This is a genomic window from Prevotella aff. ruminicola Tc2-24, from assembly GCF_900110895.1.
Lineage (GTDB): Bacteria > Bacteroidota > Bacteroidia > Bacteroidales > Bacteroidaceae > Prevotella.
The window spans coordinates 173,984-198,068 of record NZ_FOIQ01000002.1 but is presented as its reverse complement, the minus strand read 5'-3'; the positions used below and the strand labels follow the sequence as shown (position 1 = coordinate 198,068).

The 24,085-nt window shown below is 47.4% G+C and carries 17 protein-coding genes; 10 read left to right on the top strand and 7 right to left on the bottom strand.

What is annotated here, in order from left to right; translation table 11 throughout:
- The first annotated feature begins 11 nt into the window (after positions 1–11).
- Positions 12–3,392, top strand: a complete 3,381-nt coding sequence (locus BMY63_RS05105; RefSeq protein ID WP_091915166.1) for a DUF5107 domain-containing protein — start codon at positions 12–14, stop codon at positions 3,390–3,392.
- Between the two features lie 27 nt (positions 3,393–3,419).
- Entirely contained in the window at positions 3,420–6,038 is a 2,619-nt protein-coding gene (locus BMY63_RS05100) for a glycoside hydrolase family 3 C-terminal domain-containing protein (protein WP_091915165.1), read from the top strand.
- A gap of 44 nt (positions 6,039–6,082) precedes the next feature.
- Here BMY63_RS05100 and ybeY read toward each other — a convergent pair whose 3' ends face one another.
- The 3 genes from ybeY to ruvB are packed head-to-tail and all read right to left on the bottom strand — an operon-like array spanning position 6,083 to position 8,019.
- On the bottom strand, positions 6,083–6,493 hold the full coding sequence (gene ybeY / locus BMY63_RS05095) for an rRNA maturation RNase YbeY (RefSeq protein WP_091900328.1): 411 nt from the start codon (positions 6,491–6,493) through the stop codon (positions 6,083–6,085).
- A gap of 28 nt (positions 6,494–6,521) precedes the next feature.
- Positions 6,522–6,968: a pantetheine-phosphate adenylyltransferase gene (gene coaD, locus BMY63_RS05090; protein WP_091900329.1), complete on the bottom strand. Its 447-nt coding sequence runs from the start codon at positions 6,966–6,968 to the stop codon at positions 6,522–6,524.
- 16 nt (positions 6,969–6,984) lie between these two features.
- Complete coding sequence (ruvB, locus tag BMY63_RS05085) at positions 6,985–8,019, bottom strand: Holliday junction branch migration DNA helicase RuvB (RefSeq protein WP_091900413.1); 1,035 nt, start codon at positions 8,017–8,019, stop codon at positions 6,985–6,987.
- Positions 8,020–8,290: 271 nt separating this feature from the next.
- Here ruvB and BMY63_RS05080 point away from each other — a divergent pair, with 271 nt between their 5' ends.
- Positions 8,291–9,262, top strand: a complete 972-nt coding sequence (locus BMY63_RS05080) for a bile acid:sodium symporter family protein (RefSeq protein ID WP_091900330.1) — start codon at positions 8,291–8,293, stop codon at positions 9,260–9,262.
- A gap of 19 nt (positions 9,263–9,281) precedes the next feature.
- Here BMY63_RS05080 and BMY63_RS05075 read toward each other — a convergent pair whose 3' ends face one another.
- The gene (locus tag BMY63_RS05075; protein WP_177178385.1) at positions 9,282–10,823 is read right to left on the bottom strand and encodes a DUF2207 family protein; all 1,542 of its coding nucleotides are present in this window, start codon (positions 10,821–10,823) and stop codon (positions 9,282–9,284) included.
- 140 nt (positions 10,824–10,963) lie between these two features.
- Entirely contained in the window at positions 10,964–11,536 is a 573-nt protein-coding gene (locus BMY63_RS05070; protein WP_177178384.1) for a LemA family protein, read from the bottom strand.
- A 222-nt stretch (positions 11,537–11,758) separates the two neighbouring features.
- On the opposite strand from BMY63_RS05070, the gene BMY63_RS05065 reads away from it, so the two are divergent.
- The gene (locus BMY63_RS05065; RefSeq protein WP_091915150.1) at positions 11,759–12,886 is read left to right on the top strand and encodes an SGNH/GDSL hydrolase family protein; all 1,128 of its coding nucleotides are present in this window, start codon (positions 11,759–11,761) and stop codon (positions 12,884–12,886) included.
- Positions 12,887–12,889: 3 nt separating this feature from the next.
- On the opposite strand, the gene BMY63_RS05060 is transcribed toward BMY63_RS05065, so the two are convergent.
- Entirely contained in the window at positions 12,890–13,444 is a 555-nt protein-coding gene (locus BMY63_RS05060; RefSeq protein WP_091900334.1) for a DUF3332 domain-containing protein, read from the bottom strand.
- A 21-nt stretch (positions 13,445–13,465) separates the two neighbouring features.
- Complete coding sequence (gene dusB / locus BMY63_RS05055) at positions 13,466–14,452, bottom strand: tRNA dihydrouridine synthase DusB (protein ID WP_091900335.1); 987 nt, start codon at positions 14,450–14,452, stop codon at positions 13,466–13,468.
- 148 nt (positions 14,453–14,600) lie between these two features.
- On the opposite strand from dusB, the gene BMY63_RS05050 reads away from it, so the two are divergent.
- The 6 genes from BMY63_RS05050 (at position 14,601) to BMY63_RS05025 (ending at position 24,044) form a co-directional block, all read left to right on the top strand.
- Positions 14,601–15,896 (top strand): DUF2851 family protein, encoded by a 1,296-nt coding sequence (locus BMY63_RS05050; RefSeq protein ID WP_091900336.1) that lies wholly within the window; start codon positions 14,601–14,603, stop codon positions 15,894–15,896.
- Positions 15,897–15,905: 9 nt separating this feature from the next.
- Positions 15,906–17,030 carry a DNA-processing protein DprA gene (dprA, locus tag BMY63_RS05045; protein ID WP_091915148.1) on the top strand — a complete coding sequence of 375 codons (1,125 nt, stop codon included), beginning with the start codon at positions 15,906–15,908 and terminating at the stop codon, positions 17,028–17,030.
- Between the two features lie 195 nt (positions 17,031–17,225).
- Complete coding sequence (gene dapB, locus BMY63_RS05040; RefSeq protein ID WP_091915146.1) at positions 17,226–17,939, top strand: 4-hydroxy-tetrahydrodipicolinate reductase; 714 nt, start codon at positions 17,226–17,228, stop codon at positions 17,937–17,939.
- Between the two features lie 79 nt (positions 17,940–18,018).
- Positions 18,019–19,449, top strand: a complete 1,431-nt coding sequence (lepB, locus tag BMY63_RS05035; RefSeq protein WP_091900339.1) for a signal peptidase I — start codon at positions 18,019–18,021, stop codon at positions 19,447–19,449.
- On the top strand, positions 19,436–20,044 hold the full coding sequence (locus BMY63_RS05030; RefSeq protein WP_091915144.1) for a WbqC family protein: 609 nt from the start codon (positions 19,436–19,438) through the stop codon (positions 20,042–20,044). The genes lepB and BMY63_RS05030 overlap by 14 nt, the downstream gene beginning before the upstream one ends.
- Positions 20,045–20,141: 97 nt before the next feature.
- Positions 20,142–24,044 (top strand): hybrid sensor histidine kinase/response regulator transcription factor, encoded by a 3,903-nt coding sequence (locus BMY63_RS05025; RefSeq protein WP_091915142.1) that lies wholly within the window; start codon positions 20,142–20,144, stop codon positions 24,042–24,044.
- The last annotated feature ends 41 nt before the right edge of the window (positions 24,045–24,085 follow it).

Sequence of the window (24,085 nt, the reverse complement as noted above, 5' to 3'; positions counted from 1 at the left end):
TAACCAAAACAATGGTAAAAGCATGGAGAGAAATGGTGACGATCCCAACCTATGAGGTGGGTAAGCCCGAGAAGAATCCAATCTTCCTAGAAAAGAGAGTCTATCAAGGATCAAGTGGTGTAATCTACCCGTATCCTGTCATCGAGTCTATCTCAGACGAGAAGATTGATAAGCAGTGGAAGGCCATATGGCTTGAGAATGAGTATATTAAGATTATGATTCTTCCTGAGTTAGGCGGACGTGTTCAGATGGCCTATGACAAGATCAAGCAACGGCATTTCGTATATTATAATCATGTGATCAAGCCTGCACTTGTTGGACTTACCGGTCCTTGGATTAGTGGTGGCATTGAGTTCAACTGGCCGCAGCATCACCGTCCTTCGACCTATCTACCTATCGATGCTACAATCGTAGAGAACGAGGATGGCAGTGTGACGGTTTGGGTGAACGAGATGGAACGGATGTTCCACCAGAAAGGAATGGCTGGCTTCACCTTGCGTCCTGGTTGTGCTTATCTGGAGATACAGGGTAGGGTGTTTAACCGTACGAACCTGCCGCAAACCTTCCTATGGTGGGCAAACCCTGCTGTCGAGGTGAATGATGACTATCAGAGTGTGTTCCCTCCTGATGTCAACGCGGTATTTGATCATGGCAAACGGGCCGTCTCCAGTTTCCCTGTTGCAACAGGTATCTATTATAAGATGGATTACTCGGCTGGTGTCGACATCTCGAACTATAAGAATATCAAGGTGCCGACATCCTATATGGCTGTCAATTCGAAATACGACTTCGAAGGGGGCTACGAGAACGACACAAGAGCCGGAATGCTACATGTGGCTAGTCATTATCTCTCACCCGGAAAGAAACAATGGACGTGGGGTAATGGCGACTTCGGACGTGCCTGGGACCGTAATCTCACAGACGAGACCACACCAGAGGAAGCTGAAAAATACAAGATTACTCGTATGGGTTTCCGTCCATATATCGAACTGATGGCTGGTGTCTATACGGAAAACCAGCCTGATTTCGCATGGTTGATGCCCTATGAGGAGAAACAGTTCGTGCAGTATTTTATGCCTTATCGTGAGATAGGCATCGTTAAACAGGCATCAAAAGACTTTGTGTTCAACATAGAAGAGGTGGGGCAGGGACGTGTATGTTTCAAGATTTTGGCTACCAGTGAGCAGAAAGTACATATGTTCCTTGGTGACGAAGATGATAAGACACTCTATGACAAAGTGGTTACGTTGACACCCGACGCCATATTCGAGGAGACCGTAGATACACGCGGGTCATCGCTTGTCGACCTTTATTTTCAGATTGACCGTGCCGACAGTCCACGCCGCCTTCCAATGTTCCAATGGAACCCCGAGTATGACGAGATTCGCCCAATTCCAGATGCTGCTGAAGCAGCCCTTTCACCGCAGGACACAAAAACCGTCGACCAACTCTATCTGACGGGACTCCATCTGGAACAATATCGTCATGCGACATGGAGCGCTCTCGACTATTATGAGGAAGCACTTCGCAGAGATCCGCTTGATTATCGTTGTAACACGCAGCTGGGACTATGGTACCTACGACGGGCCCGTATTGATAAGGCTAAAGAGTACCTGCAGACGGCAGTCAAGGTGTTGAAGAAGCGAAATCCAAACCCTTATGATGGTGAATCTCTTTTCTATTTGGGTATCGTCAATAAGTTCTTAGGTAACATGGAGCCTGCATATGAATATTTTTGGAAAGCTACATGGAATAAGGCATGGGCTGATGCAGGCTATTTCGAGGCAGCTTGTATCAGTATGGATGGCGAATGTTGGGAGAGTGCCCTCAACGAACTGGAGCTTTCACTGATCAGCAATAGTCACAATCATAAGGCTCGTGCCATGAAGGCAGTTGTTCTACGTAAACTTGGACGTCAGCAGGAAGCCTTAGCTTGGATTCATGAGAATTACAGGATTGATCCGTTCAACTATGTTTCGATGGTGGAGGAACATCTGCTCACAGGTAGTGATGAGCCTCTGGAAAGGATGGTAGAACTGATGCATGGTAATATCTATAACTATCATGAGACAGCTCTCGACTATGCGCAGGCAGGACTTGAGGACGAGACACGTCTCGTGCTGGAGACTGCAATTGAAAAAGGGGTAGAGAAATCGCCGCTCACATGGTATTATTTGTCCTTCTACTCAGACGATATATTTGAGAGTATAAAAGATATGAGAACGGCTTCGAAGATCAGTCCAGACTATTGCTTTCCAAACCGTCTCGAGGATGCCCAAATGTTCCAACAGATGCAGATGCTGACGATGGGGGAGGATGCCCGTATGTCATACTATCTTGGTTGTCTCTACTATGATAAACGCCAATACGACTTGGCTGTCAAGTACTGGGAGCAGTCGGTAAAGGCTGATCCCAAATTTCCCACCGTGTGGCGCAACCTCGCCTTGGCCTACTTTAACAAGAGCCAGTATATTCCTTCTTTCGACTCTGCCTTGGAAGACGAAAAAGAAAAGGCCGTGGAGTATATGGAAAAAGCCTTCCACCTCGACAAGGCCGATGCACGTGTCCTAATGGAACTTGATCAGCTTTACAAGCGTTTGCAACATCCGCATCAGGAACGCCTCGACTTCCTACAGAAATACCCTCATTTAATCAGTCAACGCGAAGACCTTATGCTCGAAGAGATTACTTTGCTCAATCAGTTGGGACATTATAAGGAGGCTATGGCAAAGCTTGATGGACATCAGTTCCACCCATGGGAGGGCGGTGAAGGTAAGGTTCCTGCACAGTATCAGTTTTGTCGTGTGGAACTTGCGAAAAAGGCGCTTGTTGCAAGACAATATGAAGAAGCTGTTAGGTTGCTTGAAGAATGTCTCGACTATCCCTCTCATCTTGGCGAAGGGAAACTCTATGGGGCGCAGGAGAACGACATTTATTACTTCCTTGGCGTCGCCTATGATGCCATGGGGAAGAAAGAGCATGCTCGTGAATGTTGGGAAGAGGCAACCCAAGGACCACAACAGCCTGTTGCTGCGATGTATTACAATGATGCAAAGCCAGATAAGTTTTTTTATCAGGGATTAGCTCTTAGCAAGTTGGGACGTGAGGATCAGGCTCATGGTCGTTTCTATAAGCTTGTCAACTACGGTAAGCAACATCTCTTTGAAAAGCAGGTAATGGATTATTTTGCAGTATCGCTGCCCGACCTACTCATCTGGGAGGATTCACTCGATGCGAGAAACGAGATCCACTGTAAGTATATGCTTGCCCTCGGCTACTATGGCTTGGGTGATCATGACAAGGCACTTGACTATCTAGAAGAGGTGGAAGAACTTGATAAAAACCATCAAGGTATTTGGCAGTTCCGAACTCTTATTGATATGAAACTATAATTATCCAAATCATTTATTATCTAACTTATGAGTAAAAAAAGAATCATTACTTTTGTTATGTGGATGGGACTGGCATCTAGTTGCTTGCCGCTATCCCATGTTTATGCCCAGACGAAATATCCGTGGCAGAACCCAGACGTGCCAATTGAACAGCGTGTGGAGAGTTTATTGCAGATGTTGACCCCTGAGGAGAAGGTTGGACTGATGATGAATAAGTCTGTCTCTGTCGACCGACTTGGTATCCCGTCGTACAACTGGTGGAATGAGGCCTGCCATGGTGTGCGCCAAGGTGGTTACACCGTTTATCCGCAACCTATCGGAATGGCGGCAGCCTTTAATGCACAACTGTTCTATGATGTGTTCTCGCAGGTGAGTGATGAGGCTCGTGCTAATTGGAACCGTTCCGATCACAACATCTTTAACGTACCGATGGGGGTCACATACTATCCGGGGAATCCTGAGCTGACCTATTGGTGTCCAAATGTGAATATCTTCCGTGATCCGCGGTGGGGACGTGGTCAGGAGACCTGTGGTGAGGACCCTTATCTGAATGCCGTTTTCGGTGTACAGACCGTACTGGGAATGCAAGGTAATGATCCATATTATTTCAAGACTCATGCTTGTGCCAAACATTATGCTGTACACAGTGGTCCGGAACCACTCAGACACTCGATGAACGTGGAACCTACGAACCGTGACCTTTGGGAAACCTATCTGCCTGCATTTAAGGCTCTGGTGAAGAAGGGAAATGTGCGTGAGGTGATGTGTGCCTATCAGCGTTTTGAGGGGAAACCCTGTTGTACGAGTGACCGTCTGTTGATAGATATCTTGCGTAATAAGTGGGGCTATGATGGTATCGTCGTTACCGATTGCGATGCCATTAACAATTTCTATAACCGTGGTCAGCACGAGACTCACAAGGACCCATTGTCTGCCTCTGTCGATGCCGTGCTGAATGGTACGGACCTGGAGTGTGGTAAGGTCTTTATGTCGCTTACGGAAGGCCTAAAGAAGGGTCTTGTCAAAGAGAGTGATCTAGACGAACATCTGCGTAAGACACTGAAAGGCCGTTTTGAACTCGGCATGTTCGATCCTGCCGACAGACTGCCTTGGGCACGACTAGGTCCTGAGATTATCAGCAGTGAGACAAATCATGATATGGCTGTTCAAGCTGCTCGTGAGTCGATGGTATTGTTGGAGAACAAGGGTGCTGTGCTACCGCTGTCGAAGGGTATTAAGACCATTGCCGTAGTAGGTCCCAATGCCGATGATGTAGAACTATTAAACGGTAACTATGGTGGGACACCTACTGAGAATCATAAGCAGTCTCTCTTGGCTGGCATCAAGGCGGCTGTTCCTGATGCCAAGGTTATCTATCAGAAAGCTTGTGAACTAAACGATGAGTATGAAACTATCCACCATCTGCAGGATTTTAATGATGGAAAGGGCGCTCTTGTAGAGTTCTATAATAATAAAGATCTGAGTGGGCAACCTGCCAAGATCGATTACTACAATGAGTTGAACTTCTCGACGTTCGGCGCCTGGGGATTTGCGCAGGGAGTCAATCGCGACACGCTCTCTGTACGTGTCAGTGGTCGTTATACTGCTACCTTTACAGGTGAGATGAAATACACGCTGATGACAGACAATGGGTATTTGCTGAAGGTGAATGACGAGGTTATAGAAGATGCAAAACCGGCTGGCTTCCGCGGCTTCTTCGGCCGTCGCACTGAATACAAGTCTTTCCCTGTGGAAGAGGGTAAGACCTATGATATCGTGATTGAATATCGTCATGGTAATGGGCAGTTTGCGATGCTGCGTGGTGATATCTGCGAGCGTAACCTTGTAGACTTCACGGCTCTGGCCAATGAGGTGAAAGATGCTGATGCGATCATCATCATCGGAGGTATCTCTGCTCAGATGGAGGGTGAAGGCGGCGACAAGCAGGATATAGAATTGCCAAAGGTACAACAGATGCTCATGAAGGCAATGCATCAGACGGGGCGTCCGGTAATCTTCGTGAATTGCTCTGGTTCTGCCATTGCCTTTGGTAGTGTCGAAGGCGAGTACGATGCCCTGTTGCAGGCCTGGTATGCTGGTCAGGGTGGAGCGAAAGCTCTGGCTGAGATTCTCTTTGGCGACTATAACCCTGGCGGTAAACTGCCCGTTACGTTCTATCGCTCAAATAGCGATCTTCCAGATTTCCTTGATTACTCGATGAAAAACCGAACCTATCGTTACTTTACAGGTGTGCCTCAGTATGCCTTTGGATATGGCCTAAGCTATACCACCTTTGTTGTTGGACAAGGAAAACTGTCGAAGAAAGCGATGAAGAAGAACGGTCAGGTGACGTTGACAGTACCCGTTACCAATACGGGTAAACGTGAGGGTACGGAGACCCTTCAAGTCTATGTGAAGGCACTCGATGATGCTGGCGCACCCATCAAGGCTCTGAAGGGTTTCCAGAAACTGTCCTTGAAGGCTGGTGAGACGAAAGCTGCAACAATTTCGCTCGACGGTGAGGCTTTCGAGTACTATGATGAGAGTATTGACGAACTGTCCACCCGTGCTGGTCGTTATCAGATACTCTATGGCACCTCGTCGCTCGACAAGGATCTGCAGAGTATCGATTTCGTTGTCAAATAAATCCTAAGAAGAAAAATATCCCCCACGATTGTGGGGGATATTTCTTATTGCATGTCCAACGCTTTATCTTCTGCAGCCTCCATGATTTCTCGTTCGCCGGGCCCCTTGTCATTAAGGCCACAGAGGTGAAGAATTCCATGAATAATCACTCGATGTAACTCTTCATCATAGGACTTGTTAAACTTATTGGCATTGGTGAAGACTGTATCGAGTGAGATGACTAAATCACCGTTTAGTGTATCCCCCTCGGTGTAGTCGAAGGTGATGATGTCGGTGTAGTAGTCGTGACCGAGGTATTCATTGTTCACCTCTAGAATCTTCTCATCATCGACAAATAAATAGCCGATTTCACCGACTTTTTTTCCATACGACTCTGCTACCCGACGAATCCATGCGGATGTTTCACGTTTTTTGATATTGGGGAACTTCACCCCTTCAGTACTATACGTAATCATATCAGTACAATTCTAATATGGTGAAAAACTATTTCTTTGGCAGGTAGGAACTAATGTCCACACCAAAGTGTGACAACTCTCGGAGAGCACTTGACGAAACACTGGACAACTCGGGTTCTGTATAGAGAAGAATAGTCTCAATACCTCCCAACTTACGGTTGAAGTCTGCCTGCCACTGCTCATACTCGAAATCGCTGACGGTACGGACACCTTTCACGATGAAACGGGCATTTTCGGCCTTAGCAAAGTCCATGGCCAGACCGTGGAACGGCTTTACTACTACACGCTGGTCGTCGGCATAGAGATCTTGAATGACCTTCATCCGTTCTTCTGCTGCCCGCATACTGGGCTTGTGCACGTTGTCGCCCACCACACCGATGACCAGACGGTCGAATAGCGGTAAAGCCCGACGCACGATAGAATCGTGACCAATCGTAAACGGGTCGAAACTCCCGACAAATACTCCTATTTTCATCACTGTCAACGATTAATTATTCAAACAAATTGGGTTCCATAATGTTTCCACCATAAGGATTACGCCCGAAATGGCGGTAAGCTAATTCTGTCACCATACGCCCCCGCGGAGTACGTTTGATGAAACCTTCCATGATGAGGAATGGTTCATACACTTCCTCGACAGTACCTGCATCTTCACCGATGGCTGTAGCAATCGTCGTGATGCCGACGGGGCCGCCACGGAATTTATCGATGATAGTAAGCAGAATCTTATTGTCGATTTCATCGAGACCGTATTGGTCGATATTCAAGGCCGTCAGAGCCACCTTCGAGATCTTCGTGTCAATCTTTCCGTTTCCTTTTACTTGGGCGAAGTCCCGTACACGGCGCAACAGAGCGTTAGCGATACGGGGCGTACCACGACTGCGACCTGCGATCTCTAGGGCCGCATCTTCTGTAATGGGTACACCAAGGATACTAGCCGAGCGTTCGATAATTGCTTGTAGGGTTTCTGGGTCGTAATACTCCAAGTGCATATTGATGCCGAAACGGGCACGGAGAGGAGCTGTCAGCAGACCACTACGAGTCGTGGCGCCAACGAGTGTGAAAGGGTTTAGATCTATCTGAATCGAACGAGCTGACGGTCCCTTGTCGATCATGATATCAATGCGGTAGTCCTCCATGGCTGAATAAAGGTATTCCTCTACGACGGGTGACAAACGGTGGATCTCATCAATGAAGAGTACGTCATTCTTCTCCAGAGAGGTGAGAATTCCAGCGAGATCACCTGGCTTGTCCAATACTGGACCAGATGTAATCTTGAAGCCCACACCTAACTCGTTGGCGATGATGTTGCTGAGGGTGGTCTTGCCCAATCCGGGAGGGCCGTGCAGCAAGGTATGGTCAAGGGGTTCGCCACGGTATTTGGCGGCCTCGACAAACACTTCCAGATTCTCCACGACCTTTTTCTGGCCACTGAAGTCAGAGAAACTTAGAGGGCGCAGCGCGTTCTCGAAGTCTTTCTCGCCTTGGGAGAACCGTTCTTCGCGTATGTCAAAATCCTCGTCCATCATATGAATCACTTGCTATCGCTTGCAAAAGTACAAAATAATCCGCAAACCATGTTATTTTACTTGTGTTTTTTGCGGATGTGTTATCACAATTTTAGGTTGACCGCGCCAAATAATAACCTTTATGCCATACAGCTCACAAATACCATGTACAAAGACTTTCCCGATTCGCCAAAATCACGCTGCCTCAACAAAAAAGAGATTCTTTTCTTTTGTCATGTTTCCGACTTTTCCTAATTTTGCCTATTGAAATGAATTAATACAGAATGATATGCTTAAGATTTTACAGCAGACAAGTCGTTGGCTGGCTTCCAATGCCTCTTTCTTCATAATTGCAGTAGCTGTATTCACCTTTTTGATACCGGGTGTGTTTGGATGGGTGAGAGGGAATACCCAGACGATAATCCTCGGTATGATTATGCTGACGATGGGTTTGACACTGACCACCGACGACTTTAGGATACTTGCCCGGCGCCCGTTGGATATCCTTGTCGGTGCCTGTGCACAATTCCTGATTATGCCTTGTGTGGCATGGTTGTTGGTGCGCGTATTCCGTCTGGAACCGGCGCTAGCATTAGGTATTCTACTTGTAGGTTGCTGTCCGGGTGGGGTGTCGAGTAATATTATGTCGTATCTCTGTCATGGCGATGTGGCTTTCTCGGTAGGTATGACTTGTGCCTCTACATTATTAGCGCCGGTAATGACCCCTTTATTGATGGAGCTGACAGCCGGAGCAATCATTGAAATTGATGCCATTGGGATGTTCTTGAATATCTTAATTGTGACGATTATTCCCGTTGGAATCGGTTGCTTCCTGAACTATACCTATTCTCATCGGAAGAGTTTCCCGACCGTCCAGTCACTAATGCCCGGGGTGAGTGTTATCTGTCTTGCCTGTATCGTCGGCGGTGTCATCTCTACGGTTCACGATGCCTTGATTGCCCGCGGACTGTTACTTTTTATATGGACCTTTGCTGTGGTGTTCTGCCATAACTCATTGGGTTATCTGTTGGGATGGACCTCGGGCTACCTGGCCAAGTTCAATACAGCCAAGAAACGGACAATCTCCATTGAGGTTGGCATGCAGAATGCTGGCCTTGCCACGGTACTGGCCAGCACGTTCTTTGCTGTACAGCCACTCTCCATCCTGCCCTGTGCCATTTCTTGTGCTTGGCATAGCGTCAGCGGTACCATTCTGGCAGGTCTTTTCCAGAAATGGGATGAACGAAAAATGCCAGACTGACTGTCTGACACTTCTTCGTTTATCTGATGCCTCCACCGAAACCTCCTCCGGAAGAGCCTCCGCCTCCGCCCCATGAGGCATGACCACCGCCTCCCGCGGCGCGGGCCTCCCGTTCGGCCTTGCTCATGGCAGCACGGGTGGTACTGGAGTGCATCGTTGAGTAGATCAATGGTAGGGTCATGTCGTCGGCCATCTGACCAGCCACCTGATCCATATTGAAGTATTCAGGGTTGATCTTCTTCATGTCTTTGATTACCTGGTCGGCAATGCCGAAGAGCGTAGCAAATATCATATAGTCTTTCCATAGCGATACCTCTTGCACATGGCGCTCGTCAAGCAGTGAGAATTCCTTGAGGAATTTCTTCAGTCCGAATACTTGTCGTACTTCGTCAGATCGCTTTTTATAGGCTCTGATATTTGTCTTCGTATGCAGGGTATTGATAAACGAGTCGGTGAGGCTCTCGTTATAGCTGCTTTTCATGAACGATTTCAACTCTCTCGGCTCGAGGACTGTGTCTTTGCCTGCCGCCATCTTGAAGATTTGGTGTACCTTCCGCAGTAGGAGTGGTTGCTGGTCGTAGTGCTTCAACTCGTGAATGACGAAATTCTGAACGCTCTTTCCTTTGGCATTCAGACTCTGTTCGATACTGATGGCGCCCATGTTGATAAGCTTCAGGATGCAGGCTGAAAGCAGGTTGTTGTAGTCGGTACCGAAATACCGGTAAGCGTTCAGCATATCGTTAGCTTGCTGGAGGTTCCCCTTCAAGGGGATATCGCGATACCAGAGTAGATCCTTGAATGCTTTTTTGCGTGCGCGCCAAACATAAAAGAGGTACCAAAGACCGCCGAGGATAGGCACAACCAAGAAACTAAGGACAAAGACGACAAAGATAATGGTGTCTTCCATCGTCCACTCGTCATCACTGTTATAATCACTACCCTCGAAGGCACGCTCCTTGAGCTCTTCAAAACTGCCGTCGTTAACGATGGCAGGTTCGAACAGTCCTTTGTTGAAACGTGCCATGACAATCATTGCACTATTACTGCCGAATGGCTCACTGGTCTCTGCCACGATTTGGTTATTGTCGAAACGCACTTCGCCTTGATAACGGAAGCCCCAGATGCCTGCGTTCTCGGCACTGAAAGACAGGCCGTTTTCTGCTTGTATAATCAACTTAACATGGTTGGGGTAGGGTGATATTCCCTGTGCCACGAACGTATAATTAAACCCGTCGGCATCGCTGAAGCCTCTCAACAGTTGGCTGACGGTGTAGCTCGTCGTATAGGTACGACTGCCGCTCTCACCGAGTCCCCAACAAAGTTCGTAACCGTCGTGTTTAGTGACAATACCGCATTTCCCGGCTTTCCAACTACGGCTTTGTTCGGTATCCCAGTCACCTATATTAGTGTATTTTGCTCCGGTCTCGTCAGTTACCTGCAGATCACGTATCTCACTGCCGTTCAGATGACCGACAATGATATAACACTCAGTCCCCTCAGACTCGATGCTCATTTGGCGGGTCTCGGTGATATGGGCATCACCGTTCTTGCTCAGTATCACGCAGATGCTCAGGTCGTGAAGCTGAGGGCGGGCGCTTAAAGAAAAAAAGGTAAAAAGGTAAAAGGGTAAAACAATAATTACCTTTTTAAATAATGGAGAGAAATTCATTTTCGTCTTTACGTTTTTACCTTTTTATTCTTTTACTTCTTAAATGCTTCATCGAGATTAGGATAGCTCTTCTTTTGCTCTTCGTCGACTTTCAGGTATTCTTTCTGGTCGAAATGAAGCATGGAGGCGACGATACTAGACGGCCACTGGCGCACCATGCGGTTCATCTTTGTGGCTGTGTCGTTGTAGATCATGCGTGACATACGTACATTCTCCTCATATTGCTTCATGCCTTGCTGAGCCTCGTTGTAGAGGTCACTGGCTTTCAGTTCTGGATAGCGTTCAAATACCACATTCAACTTACCCATCATTTCTCCGAGCAAGTTGGCCTGTTCGTTGATAGTGGCAGGTGTGTTGGCAGTTGCTCCACTATTACCGCCACGGGCTTGAACAGCTTGGATAATGGTTTCCGATTCATGCTTAGCATACTGTGCTGCCGTCTTTGCCAGAGCAATCACCGCGTCGAAACGGGAGTTAAGTTGTACCTCAATCTGACTGAGGGCATTTTTGCACAATTCATCAAGACCAACCAGCGTGCGCTGGGTAGAGATAAAATAACCAATGACGATAACCGCCAAAACGATGATAATAATTAGTACTGTCATAATATTAATAATATGGTTCTTTGGCGGCAAAGATACGAAGAAGTGATTGAAAAGCAAAGAAAAAACGTTTTTTTCTTTGCTTTTTCGATAGAAAGAATCCTTTTCGAACTGATTTTTAAGTTCTTCTTCAGAATCATGCAGATTTAAGATTATAATTTGTATATTTGCAGACGCAATACACATGTCCCTAACTGTAGCCATTACTAATAAAACATACAAAAGATGAGAAAACAATTATTCGTGGCGCTGCTGACTATTGTCTGCCAGGGCGTCATTGCTACGACGGCTTCTCTTCAGGAAACAGTCGTGAGTCCTGCTGACCCACATATCCAGTATGTGGGGCGTATATGTTTTGCTAATCCGGAGCGTCCAGCATTCAACTATCCTGGTATTCAGATCACGGCATCCTTTGAAGGTACGTCGTTGAAGATGAAGGCAAAGCCGGGCAGTGGCTATTTTATGGCACAGATCGATCAGGCGGAACCGTTCAAGGTCTCGTTCATGGGTAAGAAAGACTCAGTAGTGACGCTGGCAACGGCACTGCCCAATGCTCAACATACCGTCCGTTTGATGTATGCCATCGAAGGCTACGAACTCTACCCTGAGTTTTGGGGCTTTGTGATTGATCCGGGATGCCGCCTTCTCAAGGCACCGGCTCTACCGGAAAGAAAGATAGAATTCATCGGTAATTCAATTACTTGTGGTTATGGTATTGAGGGAGAGAGTGAGCGTGAACATTTCGAGTATGAAACAGAGAATCATTATTATTCATATGCTTCTTTGACGGCGCGAACTCTTGACGCGCAACATTGGGTGGTGGCACGTAGCGGTATCGGAGCCTATCGGAATTATGGTGGTCCAAGAGCAGGCACGCCCGATTCAAATATGCCAGTACAGTATGAGTATACCGGCTATGCGTTGAAGTCAGATTTACGGAAGAACGGTGGCATTGATGGGGAAAGATGGGATTTTTCCCGTTACCGTCCTGATGTGATATGCATCAATCTCGGTACCAATGATCTCTCGACTAATAACTATGACACAACGCTGCTGAAGCAGGGCTACCATAGGCTACTTACAAAGGTTCGACAACATAATCCTAAGGCTAAGATTGTGTTCCTTTGCGGTTCTATGCTTGACGGGAAGGAATTGGAGATTGCTCGCCAGCTACTTGATGAGGTGACAGTCGAGGCGCGAAAGAGTGGTGACATGCAATTGTACCGCTTTGATTTCACCCCGCAGACGGGTGACCTCGGCTATGGTAGCGATTGGCATCCAAGCCTCTTGCAGCATCAAAAAATGGCAGCCGAATTGACTGCCTTTTTGAGTTCATTGATGAACTGGTTTTGACGCTTAGCGCTGAGCAAAGAACAGACCATCGTTAGCGGTCATCTGTGCTTCGAAAACACCTTGTTTATTCAGCGTGAAGTTCTTTTGTTCCCCGTTCACGTCTATACTGATACTCTGACCATCGGCGTTGAAGCGGAACAACTCTTTTGTGACGCCATTTTGGGAGATTGCCCAACTGTTGGAAGCCTTGTCATAGGTCAGCAGGGTCACCTCTCCATCAGGAGCCGTCACCTCATAGCCGTTCTTCAAGGTCTTTACAGCATAGAACTTGCCGTCTTCACCAAGTACATTCCGGGTCTTACCAATGTTTGAGGCCATGGGGTTGTCACCGCTCCAGAACTCGATCGTGTTGAGGACAACGGCATCGACAAATAATGTGATACCGCCTACGATAGGCATCAGGAAGAAACCTACAATTGCGTTCACATACTTGTTGCTAGTCATGGTTTTTTGCCAGTGGGCGTACTTGTTGAATAAACTGAAAGAGCCGATGCATGAACTGGATAGAAGACTACCAGCCATGAGGCATGCCATTACTTTCAAACTAATTTTCTTCATGTGATAATACATTTTTAGGGTTTATAATGTTGACCCGAGAAGGGTTCTCGTGTCTTCAAGTATCTGCAGCAACTCGTCGGTCGTTTCTGCGCGTAACATGGCGATACGTGTCTGTCGGAAGTCAGGAATACCTTTGAAGATTGGCGTGGCGGCTAGATGTCTTCTAGTGTGAAGGATGCCGCGCTTCTCGTCGATACGCTCAACGTTAATGTGCAACAATTCTTCCAGAATGTCGAGTTTTTGGTTGAAGTCAAGGGGAATGGTGTTGCAGTTGTCCAATACGTCGCGTACCTCTTTGAAGATCCAAGGGCGTCCAAAAGTAGCCCTGCCAATCATGATGGCATCGACACCAAAGTCCTCAAAAGCTTTCTGTGCTTCTTGTGGTGAGGTGATATCACCATTGCCGATAATGGGAATATGAATTCTAGGGTTGCGCTTCACGGATCCGATAAGGGTCCAGTCGGCACTGCCCGTATACATTTGTGAACGTGTGCGACCATGGATGGTCAGCGCTTGGATACCGCAGTCCTGCAGTTGTTCCGCTAGTTCGGTGATAATCAGTTGTTCATGATTCCAACCTAGCCGAGTCTTCACTGTCACGGGCAACTTCACGGCATCCACCACCTTCCGGGTAATCTCCAACATTTTCGGAATATTCTGTAGCATTCCTGCCCCAGCACCCTTGCCTGCGACTTTCTTTACCGGACAACCGAAATTCAGGTCAATCACATTGGGACCTGCCTGTTCCACGATTTGGGCGGCTTCTACCATGGCGTCGACATCTCGACCGTAGATTTGGATACCTACGGGGCGTTCTTCGTCACTGATAGTCAATTTCTGAATGGTCGATTTTACGTCGCGGATTAGTGCCTCGGCACTCACGAACTCCGTATATACCATGGAAGCCCCAAACCGCTTGCACAACAGTCGGAAACCGATATCCGTCACGTCCTCCATAGGAGCCAAGAACACTGGGCGAGGACCAAATTCCACATTTCCAATCTTCATCTTGGTTGCAAAGATACAAAAATATTTATGGCTTTAGACAGATAAGAATGAAATTAATGTAAAACAATCAAATTTTTCGTTTTTTCTTGGAGATTCGGATTCCATTTGTTATCTTTGCACAACTAATTACAAATCTTAAATTGACACTATGGAACAACTGCTTCATTATGTGTGGAATCATAGGCTGTTCCCGTTGAAGGAACTGTTGACAAGCGACGGTCAGACCGTCGAAGTAATTGACCCTGGACTGCACAACCATAACGCAGGCCCAGATTTTTTTAATGCGAAGGTGAGGATAGGACGGACACTATGGGTGGGAAATGTGGAGATCCACGATAAGTCGTCCGACTGGTATGTCCATGGTCACGACAAGGATCAACGTTACGATAATGTTATTCTACATGTGGCGGGGGTGCTTGACGCGGAGGTGATGAACACCCATGGGGAGTTTGTCCGACAGATGCAACTCGACGTTCCCGATGTCGTCAAGGCACATTATACGGAATTGCTGAAGACCGATAGCTATCCGCCCTGTTACAAGGTGATTCCAGAACTGACGCGATTGACTGTCCATGCGTGGATGGCGGCACTCCAGACAGAACGCTTGGAACAGAAAACGGAAGCCATACGACAACGTGTGGAGCTGTGTGACGGCTCATGGGAGGACGCTTATTTTATGACCTTGGCTAGGAACTACGGCTTTGGTATCAATGGAGATGTATTTGAGCGGTGGGCACAGCATATTCCACACGGCACCGTCGCCCATCACTGCGATAATCTTTTTCAAATCGAGGCAATCTTTTTGGGACAGGCAGGTCTGTTGGAACTAGAGGCAATCCCCGACTATTATCAGAAAGAAGCGCTCAACGAGGGATATTTCTCCAAGCTGCGTAATGAGTATCTCTATTTGGCTCATAAATTCTCCATGCAGCCAATGGATTTCCGTCTCTGGCGCTTCCTCAGGCTTCGCCCTCAAAACTTCCCGCATATCCGCCTATCCCAGTTGGCAAACCTCTATTACCAACAGAAGACAGGTTTGGAGCAACTCGTAACATGCGAGACTGTCGAACAACTGATGGAACAACTCAGCTCACAAGTCACCCCATATTGGGAAACACACTACACTTTTGGGTCTGTCAGTAGTCGCAACGAGAAACACCTCGCCTATGGATCACTGAATCTGTTGATGATCAATACCGCCATCCCCATGCTATTCGCCTATGGCCGTCATAGTTCGAAGAAGGCTCTCTGTAATCGTGCCTTCGACTTTTTAGAACAGTTGAAGGCAGAGAACAATTATATCATTCGGATGTGGCAGCAAGTAGGATTACCTGTTGAGACGGCCGGTGATTCACAGGCCCTTATTCAACTGAAGAAGGCATATTGCGACAGGAAAGACTGTCTCCGCTGCCGCTTTGGCTATGAATATTTGAAGAGAAAATAAACCTAAAAAATGGAAGAAGAAATTTTTTACACCATGGCGTTGACGCGCCTGACAAACTTCAACTACCAACAGGCGCTGGAACTCTACCGGATGGTTGGTAGTGCCTTGAAGATTTATGAACATCGCCATGATATAGGTGATGTAGTGGGTGACTGTTCGCCTCGACTGATAGAGGCACTGAAAGATTGGGACGAGCCGATGCGACGTGCGGAGCATGAGATGACCTGGATCCAGGAGCACGGCATCCGAGCCTTGACCCTTGCCGACGATGATTACCCGCGTCGACTCACGGAATGTCCGGATGCACCGCTTGTTCTCTATTATAAAGGGTGTGCAGACCTAAACCAGATGCGGATCATCAGCATGGTGGGCACCCGGCAGGCAACCATCTATGGACGAGATCTTATTCGTCGGTTTGTCAGCGACCTGCGTCGATATTGTCCACAAGTGCTCATTGTCAGTGGACTCGCCTATGGCATTGATATCATGGCTCATCGTCAGGCATTAGAGTGTGGCTATGAGACCATCGGCGTATTGGCGCATGGCCTCGATCAGATTTATCCCTACCGACATAGGGAGACTGCTGCACAGATGTGTGATTATGGTGGTTTGCTCACGGAGTTCATGACGCAAACCAATGCCGACAAACCGAATTTCGTCCGTCGTAACCGTATCGTGGCAGGTATGGCTGATGCGACGATCCTTGTGGAGAGTGCCGCCAAAGGCGGGGGGTTGATCACTTGTGAAATTGCGCAGAGCTACAACCGTGGAGTCTTTGCTTTTCCTGGTAATATTGGTCAACCGTGTTCCGAGGGCTGTAATAATCTCATTCGTGATAATGGTGCGTCTTTGATTACCTGTGCTGACGATTTTATCATGGCTATGGATTGGCAGGATGAGGCGCACTGCCGACAGGCTACTGTCGATGGTATTGAACGGAATCTCTTTCCGGACCTATCACCGGAGGAACAACAGATTGTTTGCCTTCTACAGAAAATCAACGATTTACAATTGAATACTCTCAGCGTGAAGACAGGCATCTCCATCGGCCAACTCACAGGACTGTTATTCCAACTAGAGATGAAAGGGGTGGTGCGCTCTCTTGCCGGGGGGATGTATCATCTGCTGAAATGAAAAAGGAAGGGTGTAGTCACGGCATACTTCTTTCTTTGTTGTACTCCCATACACCAAGCAGGACTTTTCGAAAAAATCCTGCTTGGTGCTTTTAAGATATGTGATTTTAATGCTGTTTTTGTTTTTTTATGTCGTAATTCATATGTTTTGTAAGCGAAAAGCACTATCTTTGCAGCGTTTTAATTAGATGGGAATATGAAAATAGCTTTGATCGGCTACGGCAAGATGGGTAAGATGATTGAACAGATAGCCCTTGATCGTGGTCATGAGATTGTGAGTATTGTTGACATTGATAACCAACAGGACTTCGATAGTCCAGAGTTCGCTTCGGCTGACGTGGCTATTGAGTTCACGGCTCCTCAGGCAGCCTATGGTAATTATCAGAAAGCATGGGCCAAGGGTGTCAAGGTGGTCAGCGGCTCTACGGGTTGGATGAAGGAGCATGGCGATGAGGTGCGTAAGGCCTGCAGCGATGGTAAGACACTCTTCTGGGCCTCAAACTTCAGCATTGGTGTGGCCATCTTCTCAGCCGTAAACCGTTATCTGGCCAAGATTATGAACCAATTCCCGCAGTATGATGTAGAGATGGAGGAAACGCACCATGTGCATAAACTCGACCATCCTAGTGGTACTGCCATCACCTTAGCTGATGAAATCGTGGAAAATATCGATCGTAAGGAGGCGTGGAAGGAGGATACGACAGACAAGAAGTATCTCCGTGTGGATCATATCCGCCGTGGAGAGGTACCAGGCATCCATACGGTCCGTTATGATTCTGAGACAGACTTGATAACTATCACCCATGATGCTCATAATCGTAAAGGCTTTGCTCTCGGAGCAGTTTTGGCTGCAGAATATACAAGGGATCATCAGGGTTTGCTAACGATTAGCGATATGTTTAAATTTTGAAACGTAGGTTAATATATTAATAGGTTGCAACTTGCCGAAATATCATTGCGTCAAACCTGTGTGAATATTATTATCGATAATGGTAAAAAAGAAAGAATTCAATCCTAAGGTACAGTGGGCAAAGTTTATTGTCGTACTGATACTTTATCTGCTTTTCTTGTGTTGGGTCAAGAGTTGGTGGGGACTTCTCGTGGTACCTTTTATCTTTGATGTATATATCACGAAGAAGATCAAGTGGCAATGGTGGAAGGAAGCTGAGAGGCCCGTGAAGTTCATCATGTCGTGGGTCGATGACCTCGTGTTCGCCCTCGTGGCCGTTTATTTCATCAATCAGTTTTTTTTCCAGAACTACGTGATACCATCGAGCTCTTTGGAGAAATCGCTGTTGACGGGTGACTATTTGTTTGTGTCGAAAGTCTCCTACGGACCCCGTATCCCGCAGACCCCGTTGACGATGCCGCTGACCCAGCACACCTTGCCCGTGGTGGAGTGCAAGAGCTATTTCGACTGGCCCCATTGGGACTACCGTCGTGTAAAAGGTTTAGGTAAAGTGCAACTGAATGATATCGTGGTCTTTAATTTCCCTGCCGGCGATACGCTCTGCTCGTCACCTAAATGGCAGGCGCAAGATTACTATCAGTTGTGCTATGGCATCGCCTACCAGATCTATCCAAACCGTCCTAACCCTGACTCTATGACAGCAGAGGAACGGATGAGATATTTTGAGACGCTCTATGAGACCGGACGTTACGAGTTATGGCATAACCGGGGTGAGTATGGTGAGATTATTACACGTCCAGCCGACCGTCGCGAAAACTACGTGAAGCGTTGTGTGGGACTGCCTGGACAAACACTCCAGATTAAGGATCGCATTGTATATCTCGACGGGAAAGCTAATAAAGAGCCTGAGAACGTGCAGTACACCTACTATGTCAAGCTACGACAGGGAATTCCCGACGATTTGATGCAGGAACTGGGTATCTCCATGGAAGATTTGACGAGTTTGAACACGGCTGGTTATATGCCACTGACGAATAAAGCTGTCACGGTCTTACAGGCACGGAAAGATATCGTAGAGAGCATAACTCTGAATAGAGAGGCGGGCGATCTGGATATCTATCCGCTGAACGGCAACAAACACTGGACACGTGACAATTACGGACCCGTCTGGATTCCGAAAAAAGGAGAATCCATCGAACTGACTCTGGACAACCTGCCTATTTATGAGCGACCCATCAAGGTGTATGAGAATAATAACCTTGAGGTACGCGAGGGGAAAATTTTGATTAACGGACAGGAGGCAAAACGTTATATCTTTAAGCTTGATTATTACTGGATGATGGGTGACAATCGCCACAATTCCGCCGATTCGCGCTATTGGGGCTTTGTGCCTGAGGATCATATTGTGGGAAAGCCGATCTTCATCTGGTGGTCGAGCGATCCAGACCGTCGGGGCCTGAGCGGTATACGATGGAATCGTCTTGGTCGTTTTGTAGATGGAATCAAATAGCCGACAGCCATTATCCACTACATACTTCGGGCCAGTACAGTGGTATCAGCGACTGTGCCAACCTGAACAGGTGTGGATAGAACGGTGGGAGAGTTTCCAGAAGCAGACGCTTCGCAATCGCTGTCTCATCGCATCGGCTAATGGTGTACAGGCACTCACGGTGCCTGTAGAGCATTCTGCAGGCAACTGTCTCGTTAAGGATGTCCGTATCAGTGATCACGGTAACTGGCGTCATCTGCATTGGAATGCCTTGCGGAGCGCTTATGGTAAGTCACCCTTCTTTGACTATTACGAAGATGATCTCCATCCTTTTTTTGAAAATATCCATCCTAATCGTTGGGCCTATCTATTCGACTTTAATGAGGCCATCCGTGAGAAAATGTGCGAATTGATCGATATTCATCCGGTTGTCTCTTATACGACAACATTTGTCCAAGGTGGTCTGACCGATGCAGAGGCATTGCCTGTTGGGGAAATGACTGCTTCTTTCAAACCTTATTATCAGGTATGGCAGGAGAAGCATGGCTTCCTTCCAAATCTCTCCATTCTCGACCTGCTCTTTAATATGGGACCGGAGAGCATTTTCTATCTTTGAAATATAGGGATGATACATATTTGAAACAATTTACAACGTTGATTATCATCCTTTCCGTTTTTTCTTCTTATCTTTGCAGCGTCTATTTGCTACCCTTATGAAGAAATTTGTATTGCTGGCGCTGTGTTTCATGTCATGTCTTATATCAATGGGACAGATGAGGCATTTCTATACTTCGGATAAACTGTCGAGTAACACAATCAATCACATCTGTCAAGATAAGTCAGGCTATATTTGGGTTGGTACAGAGTATGGCTTGAACAAATATGACGGCTATCGGTTCACCAACTACCTGAATGATAAGAATAATCCCCATAGTATCAGTAGCAACAACGTTACGACCTTATTTGTCGATCGAAAAGGTACTCTGTGGGTGGGTACAAGTGTCGGTCTAGTGAGATATAATGATGCAAACGATAACTTTGAAAGGATTTCGCTTACCGAGCGGGCCCCTCACCGGGTAAATGACATGGTGCAGGAAGATGATGATCATCTGCTGATAGGTACTGCTGGCTACGGTCTATTCAGGTTAGATGTGAATACCTGGGAAGTAGAGACGCTCGAAGGCTATGCACAGGGCGATACCGATTTTTTTAGTCATATCCACATTGATAGCTGGGGGAATTTCTGGAAGGCAGGTTCTGGATCGACATTCTCTTGTCGGCGACCGGACAAGAGCGTTCGTGTGTTTGAGTCACCCTATGGGACTGTGACGGCCTTCCTAAACTATGAGGACGGTCTGCTGATGGTGTGTCAGAACGGTCTTCTCTTCTATCGTAGCGGACAACTTATTCCTGATTTCATCGATGTCTCTGTGTTGGGTGGCGAGACTGTACAGTTTCGTACGGCACTATGTGATAGGAAAGGAAACGTCTTTATCGGTACGATGGGGAAAGGATTGTGCATGATTCCTCGGGGAGAGCACCGTCTGCAGCGCTATGAGCATACTAGTTCGTCGTTCGATCTGAATACTTCCAATGCATGGGCGTTGTTCGAGGATAATCAGGACAATCTGTGGGTGGGCTGTCTGCGCCGTGGTCTGTTGATGCTACCGCAGCGAGAACCGCAGTTCAGCACATGGCGATTCTCTGCACAGAATGTCAGCATTGGCGGCTCTGTGACCACCATCTGTTCAGGTGATGACGGCACAACGTGGTGTGCCGTGCAGAACAACGGTATCTATGGCTTCGATGCCAACGGAAAAATTGTGGCACATCCGACATCGCCGTCTGGTACCTATTCCATCTTCCGTGACAGTCGGGGAAACTACTGGCTCGGAACGGGCAGGGGACTATATGCTTATAATCCTCTGACTGGTGTATACCATCAGGAGGTCAGTATCAGTAGTAACTATATTAATGCCTTGGTTGACGACGGTCGGGGGCATTTGTTCTTTTCCACATACTCGAAAGGTTTTTATTCCTATGATTTGAACACTGGTGAACTGCGTAATTTCAATATGTTCCAAGAGGATGGTGAGCGAGGGCGACTACATAACAACTGGGTGATGTCATTGTTAGTAGATACTCAGGGGATGTTGTGGATAGGGACCTCGTCTAACCTGTGCTGTTATGATCCGTTGAATGATACCTTCCGCCCCTATGGATGGGAAGTGTTGTTGGAAGGAAAGTCCGTAACATCTATCTATGAGGATAGTCAGCACCGCATCCTGGTTGGCACCGCTGATGGACTCTATCTGTATGACAAAAAGAAAGGAGATGTAATGGCTTTTCCTGGATCGGAAGTTCTGGCCAATAAAGTGGTGTGTGGTATGGCACAGGATCGCTTTGGTGATTTATGGTGTAGCACATCAATGGGTATCTGGCAATACCAGCGCGACCGACACCGTTTCATCGCCCATGTCTATGGCAATGGACTGGTCTCCCGTGAATATATCAGTGGAGTGGTGATGGCAGGTGCTGACGGTACGGTGTATTTTGGCATCAGCGAGGGCATTACCTCCTTCCAGCCGGCTGCTCTACGTGCCAGTCATCCGAAGCCGGGTGTTGTCCACTTGACAGGTCTGCTCATCGGTGGTAATCCGGTCAACTGTAATACTTTGTCCGATGGAGTACACGTGACAACTGAACCATTGGCAGAGAGCCATTACTTCACTCTCTCCTATCTCGACAACGCTTTTACTATGGAGTTCTCGTTGTTCAACTATGCTAATACTGAGAATGTTATCTACGAATACCGACTGAACGGGGCGAAGGAGTGGGCACAGACGGCAGCAGGTACGAATGTTGTGTCGTTCAACCATCTGCAGCCAGGAGCTTATACCCTCGAGGTGCGTGCCTATGATAATGGTACCTATACTGAGCCTGAGGTTTACCACCTCATAGTCAAGGCACCATGGTATCGTTCCTCCTGGGCCTATGTGATTTATATTCTGGTCTTACTGAGTTTACTGGCAGCAATGTTGTGGCTTTATATCCGTCGTCGCCGTCAAGAACTCGACGAAGAGAAGATGAAATTCCTTATCAATGCCACTCACGACATCCGTTCGCCGTTGACACTGATAATGAGTCCGCTTCACAAACTGATGAGGCGCGATCTCGACAGCGATGTAAAGGCAGAGCTGAAGACCATCGAACATAATGCCCAACGGGTGCAGAATCTTGTCAATCAGATTCTTGATATCCGGAAGATTGACAAGCAGCAGATGAAGCTACAGTGTCAGCCGACGGACATGGTACAATATGTAGGGAATATCCTGAAGTCGTATGAGTATACCGCTCGGGAACGGAATATGGAGTTTCGCTATGTGCCGGCTCTTGACTCTCTGGAGGTTTGGCTTGACCGGACGGCCCTCGACAAGGTGGTCGACAACTTATTGTCGAACGCTTTTAAATATACCTATGACGGTGGTGTCATCGAGGTTCGCGTCGACAAGGGAGACGATGATACGGCTGTGCTGCAGGTCATGGACAATGGTATGGGAATCAAGGGTGATGTGCGGAAGATTTTCGACCGTTTCTATCAGGGTAGCACGTCGCGTACACTTCATATAGAGGGGACGGGCATCGGACTGAACCTCTGCAAGATGATGGTCGAAATGCATCACGGAACCATCGAGGCGGCCAATCGTGAAGAAGGACAAGGAAGTATCTTTACGGTCCGCTTGCCACTTGGCAGTGCACATCTTGCCAAGGATGAGATGCTTGAGGCTAGTGAGGCTGGCCATACGATGAAGATGAAGCCACAGTCGAGTTATCGGGTTATGGTGGTCGATGATGATGCGGAAATCGGCAACTACATCTCTCAGGAACTTGGCAGCTATTATCATATCACCGCGGTGACCTGTGGTCGTCAAGCTCTGCATAAGCTGTTGGCAGCCGCTCCGGATCGCCAGTATGATCTGGTGGTCAGCGACGTAATGATGCCTGAGATGGATGGTTTCACGATGTTGCGGATGATAAAGACGAACATGAATCTCAGCCATATCCCTGTGGTGATGCTTACATCGAAGTCGGATGTGGCCAACCGTCTGGAGGGCTTGGAGAAGGGAGCTGATGCATTTTTGGCTAAACCGTTCGACATGAACGAACTGCATGTGATCATTAATAATCTCATCAGTAAGAATCTCCGTTTGAAGGGAAAGTACTCCGGTAGCCAGCAACAGAAGGATAAGCTGGAGGAAAAGAAGGTCAAAGGCAATGACGAAATGCTCATGGAACGGGTCATGAAAGTAATCAACGAACATCTCTCCGACAGTGACTTTAATGTAGAGATGCTGACAGCGAAAGTAGGTATCAGCCGAGCTCAACTTCATCGTAAAATGAAAGAGATGACGGGTTTGTCTATCAGTGAATTCATCCGTAATATCCGTCTAGAGCAGGCGGTGCGTCTGTTGAAGGAACAGAAAATCAATGTAACACAGGTTGCCTACACCGTCGGTTTTAGTAACTTGGCACATTTCTCTACCGTATTCCGTAAGCAATTTGGAGTCTCTCCCACGGAATATGTGGACCAAATTATGCAGGACGAAACAAAATAACAACGAAACGAAACATACGTACAAGCCATGAAACGCAAATC

What these genes read in the sequence shown, in the direction of transcription:
- BMY63_RS05105 (WP_091915166.1), top strand. Translation starts at nt 12, where the DNA reads ATGGTAAAAGCATGGAGAGAAATGGTGACGATCCCAACCTATGAGGTG.
- BMY63_RS05100 (WP_091915165.1), top strand. Translation starts at nt 3,420, where the DNA reads ATGAGTAAAAAAAGAATCATTACTTTTGTTATGTGGATGGGACTGGCA.
- ybeY (WP_091900328.1), bottom strand. Translation starts at nt 6,493, where the DNA reads ATGATTACGTATAGTACTGAAGGGGTGAAGTTCCCCAATATCAAAAAA.
- coaD (WP_091900329.1), bottom strand. Translation starts at nt 6,968, where the DNA reads ATGAAAATAGGAGTATTTGTCGGGAGTTTCGACCCGTTTACGATTGGT.
- ruvB (WP_091900413.1), bottom strand. Translation starts at nt 8,019, where the DNA reads ATGGACGAGGATTTTGACATACGCGAAGAACGGTTCTCCCAAGGCGAG.
- BMY63_RS05080 (WP_091900330.1), top strand. Translation starts at nt 8,291, where the DNA reads ATGCTTAAGATTTTACAGCAGACAAGTCGTTGGCTGGCTTCCAATGCC.
- BMY63_RS05070 (WP_177178384.1), bottom strand. Translation starts at nt 11,536, where the DNA reads ATGACAGTACTAATTATTATCATCGTTTTGGCGGTTATCGTCATTGGT.
- BMY63_RS05065 (WP_091915150.1), top strand. Translation starts at nt 11,759, where the DNA reads ATGAGAAAACAATTATTCGTGGCGCTGCTGACTATTGTCTGCCAGGGC.
- BMY63_RS05060 (WP_091900334.1), bottom strand. Translation starts at nt 13,444, where the DNA reads ATGAAGAAAATTAGTTTGAAAGTAATGGCATGCCTCATGGCTGGTAGT.
- dusB (WP_091900335.1), bottom strand. Translation starts at nt 14,452, where the DNA reads ATGAAGATTGGAAATGTGGAATTTGGTCCTCGCCCAGTGTTCTTGGCT.
- BMY63_RS05050 (WP_091900336.1), top strand. Translation starts at nt 14,601, where the DNA reads ATGGAACAACTGCTTCATTATGTGTGGAATCATAGGCTGTTCCCGTTG.
- dprA (WP_091915148.1), top strand. Translation starts at nt 15,906, where the DNA reads ATGGAAGAAGAAATTTTTTACACCATGGCGTTGACGCGCCTGACAAAC.
- dapB (WP_091915146.1), top strand. Translation starts at nt 17,226, where the DNA reads ATGAAAATAGCTTTGATCGGCTACGGCAAGATGGGTAAGATGATTGAA.
- lepB (WP_091900339.1), top strand. Translation starts at nt 18,019, where the DNA reads ATGGTAAAAAAGAAAGAATTCAATCCTAAGGTACAGTGGGCAAAGTTT.
- BMY63_RS05030 (WP_091915144.1), top strand. Translation starts at nt 19,436, where the DNA reads ATGGAATCAAATAGCCGACAGCCATTATCCACTACATACTTCGGGCCA.
- BMY63_RS05025 (WP_091915142.1), top strand. Translation starts at nt 20,142, where the DNA reads ATGAAGAAATTTGTATTGCTGGCGCTGTGTTTCATGTCATGTCTTATA.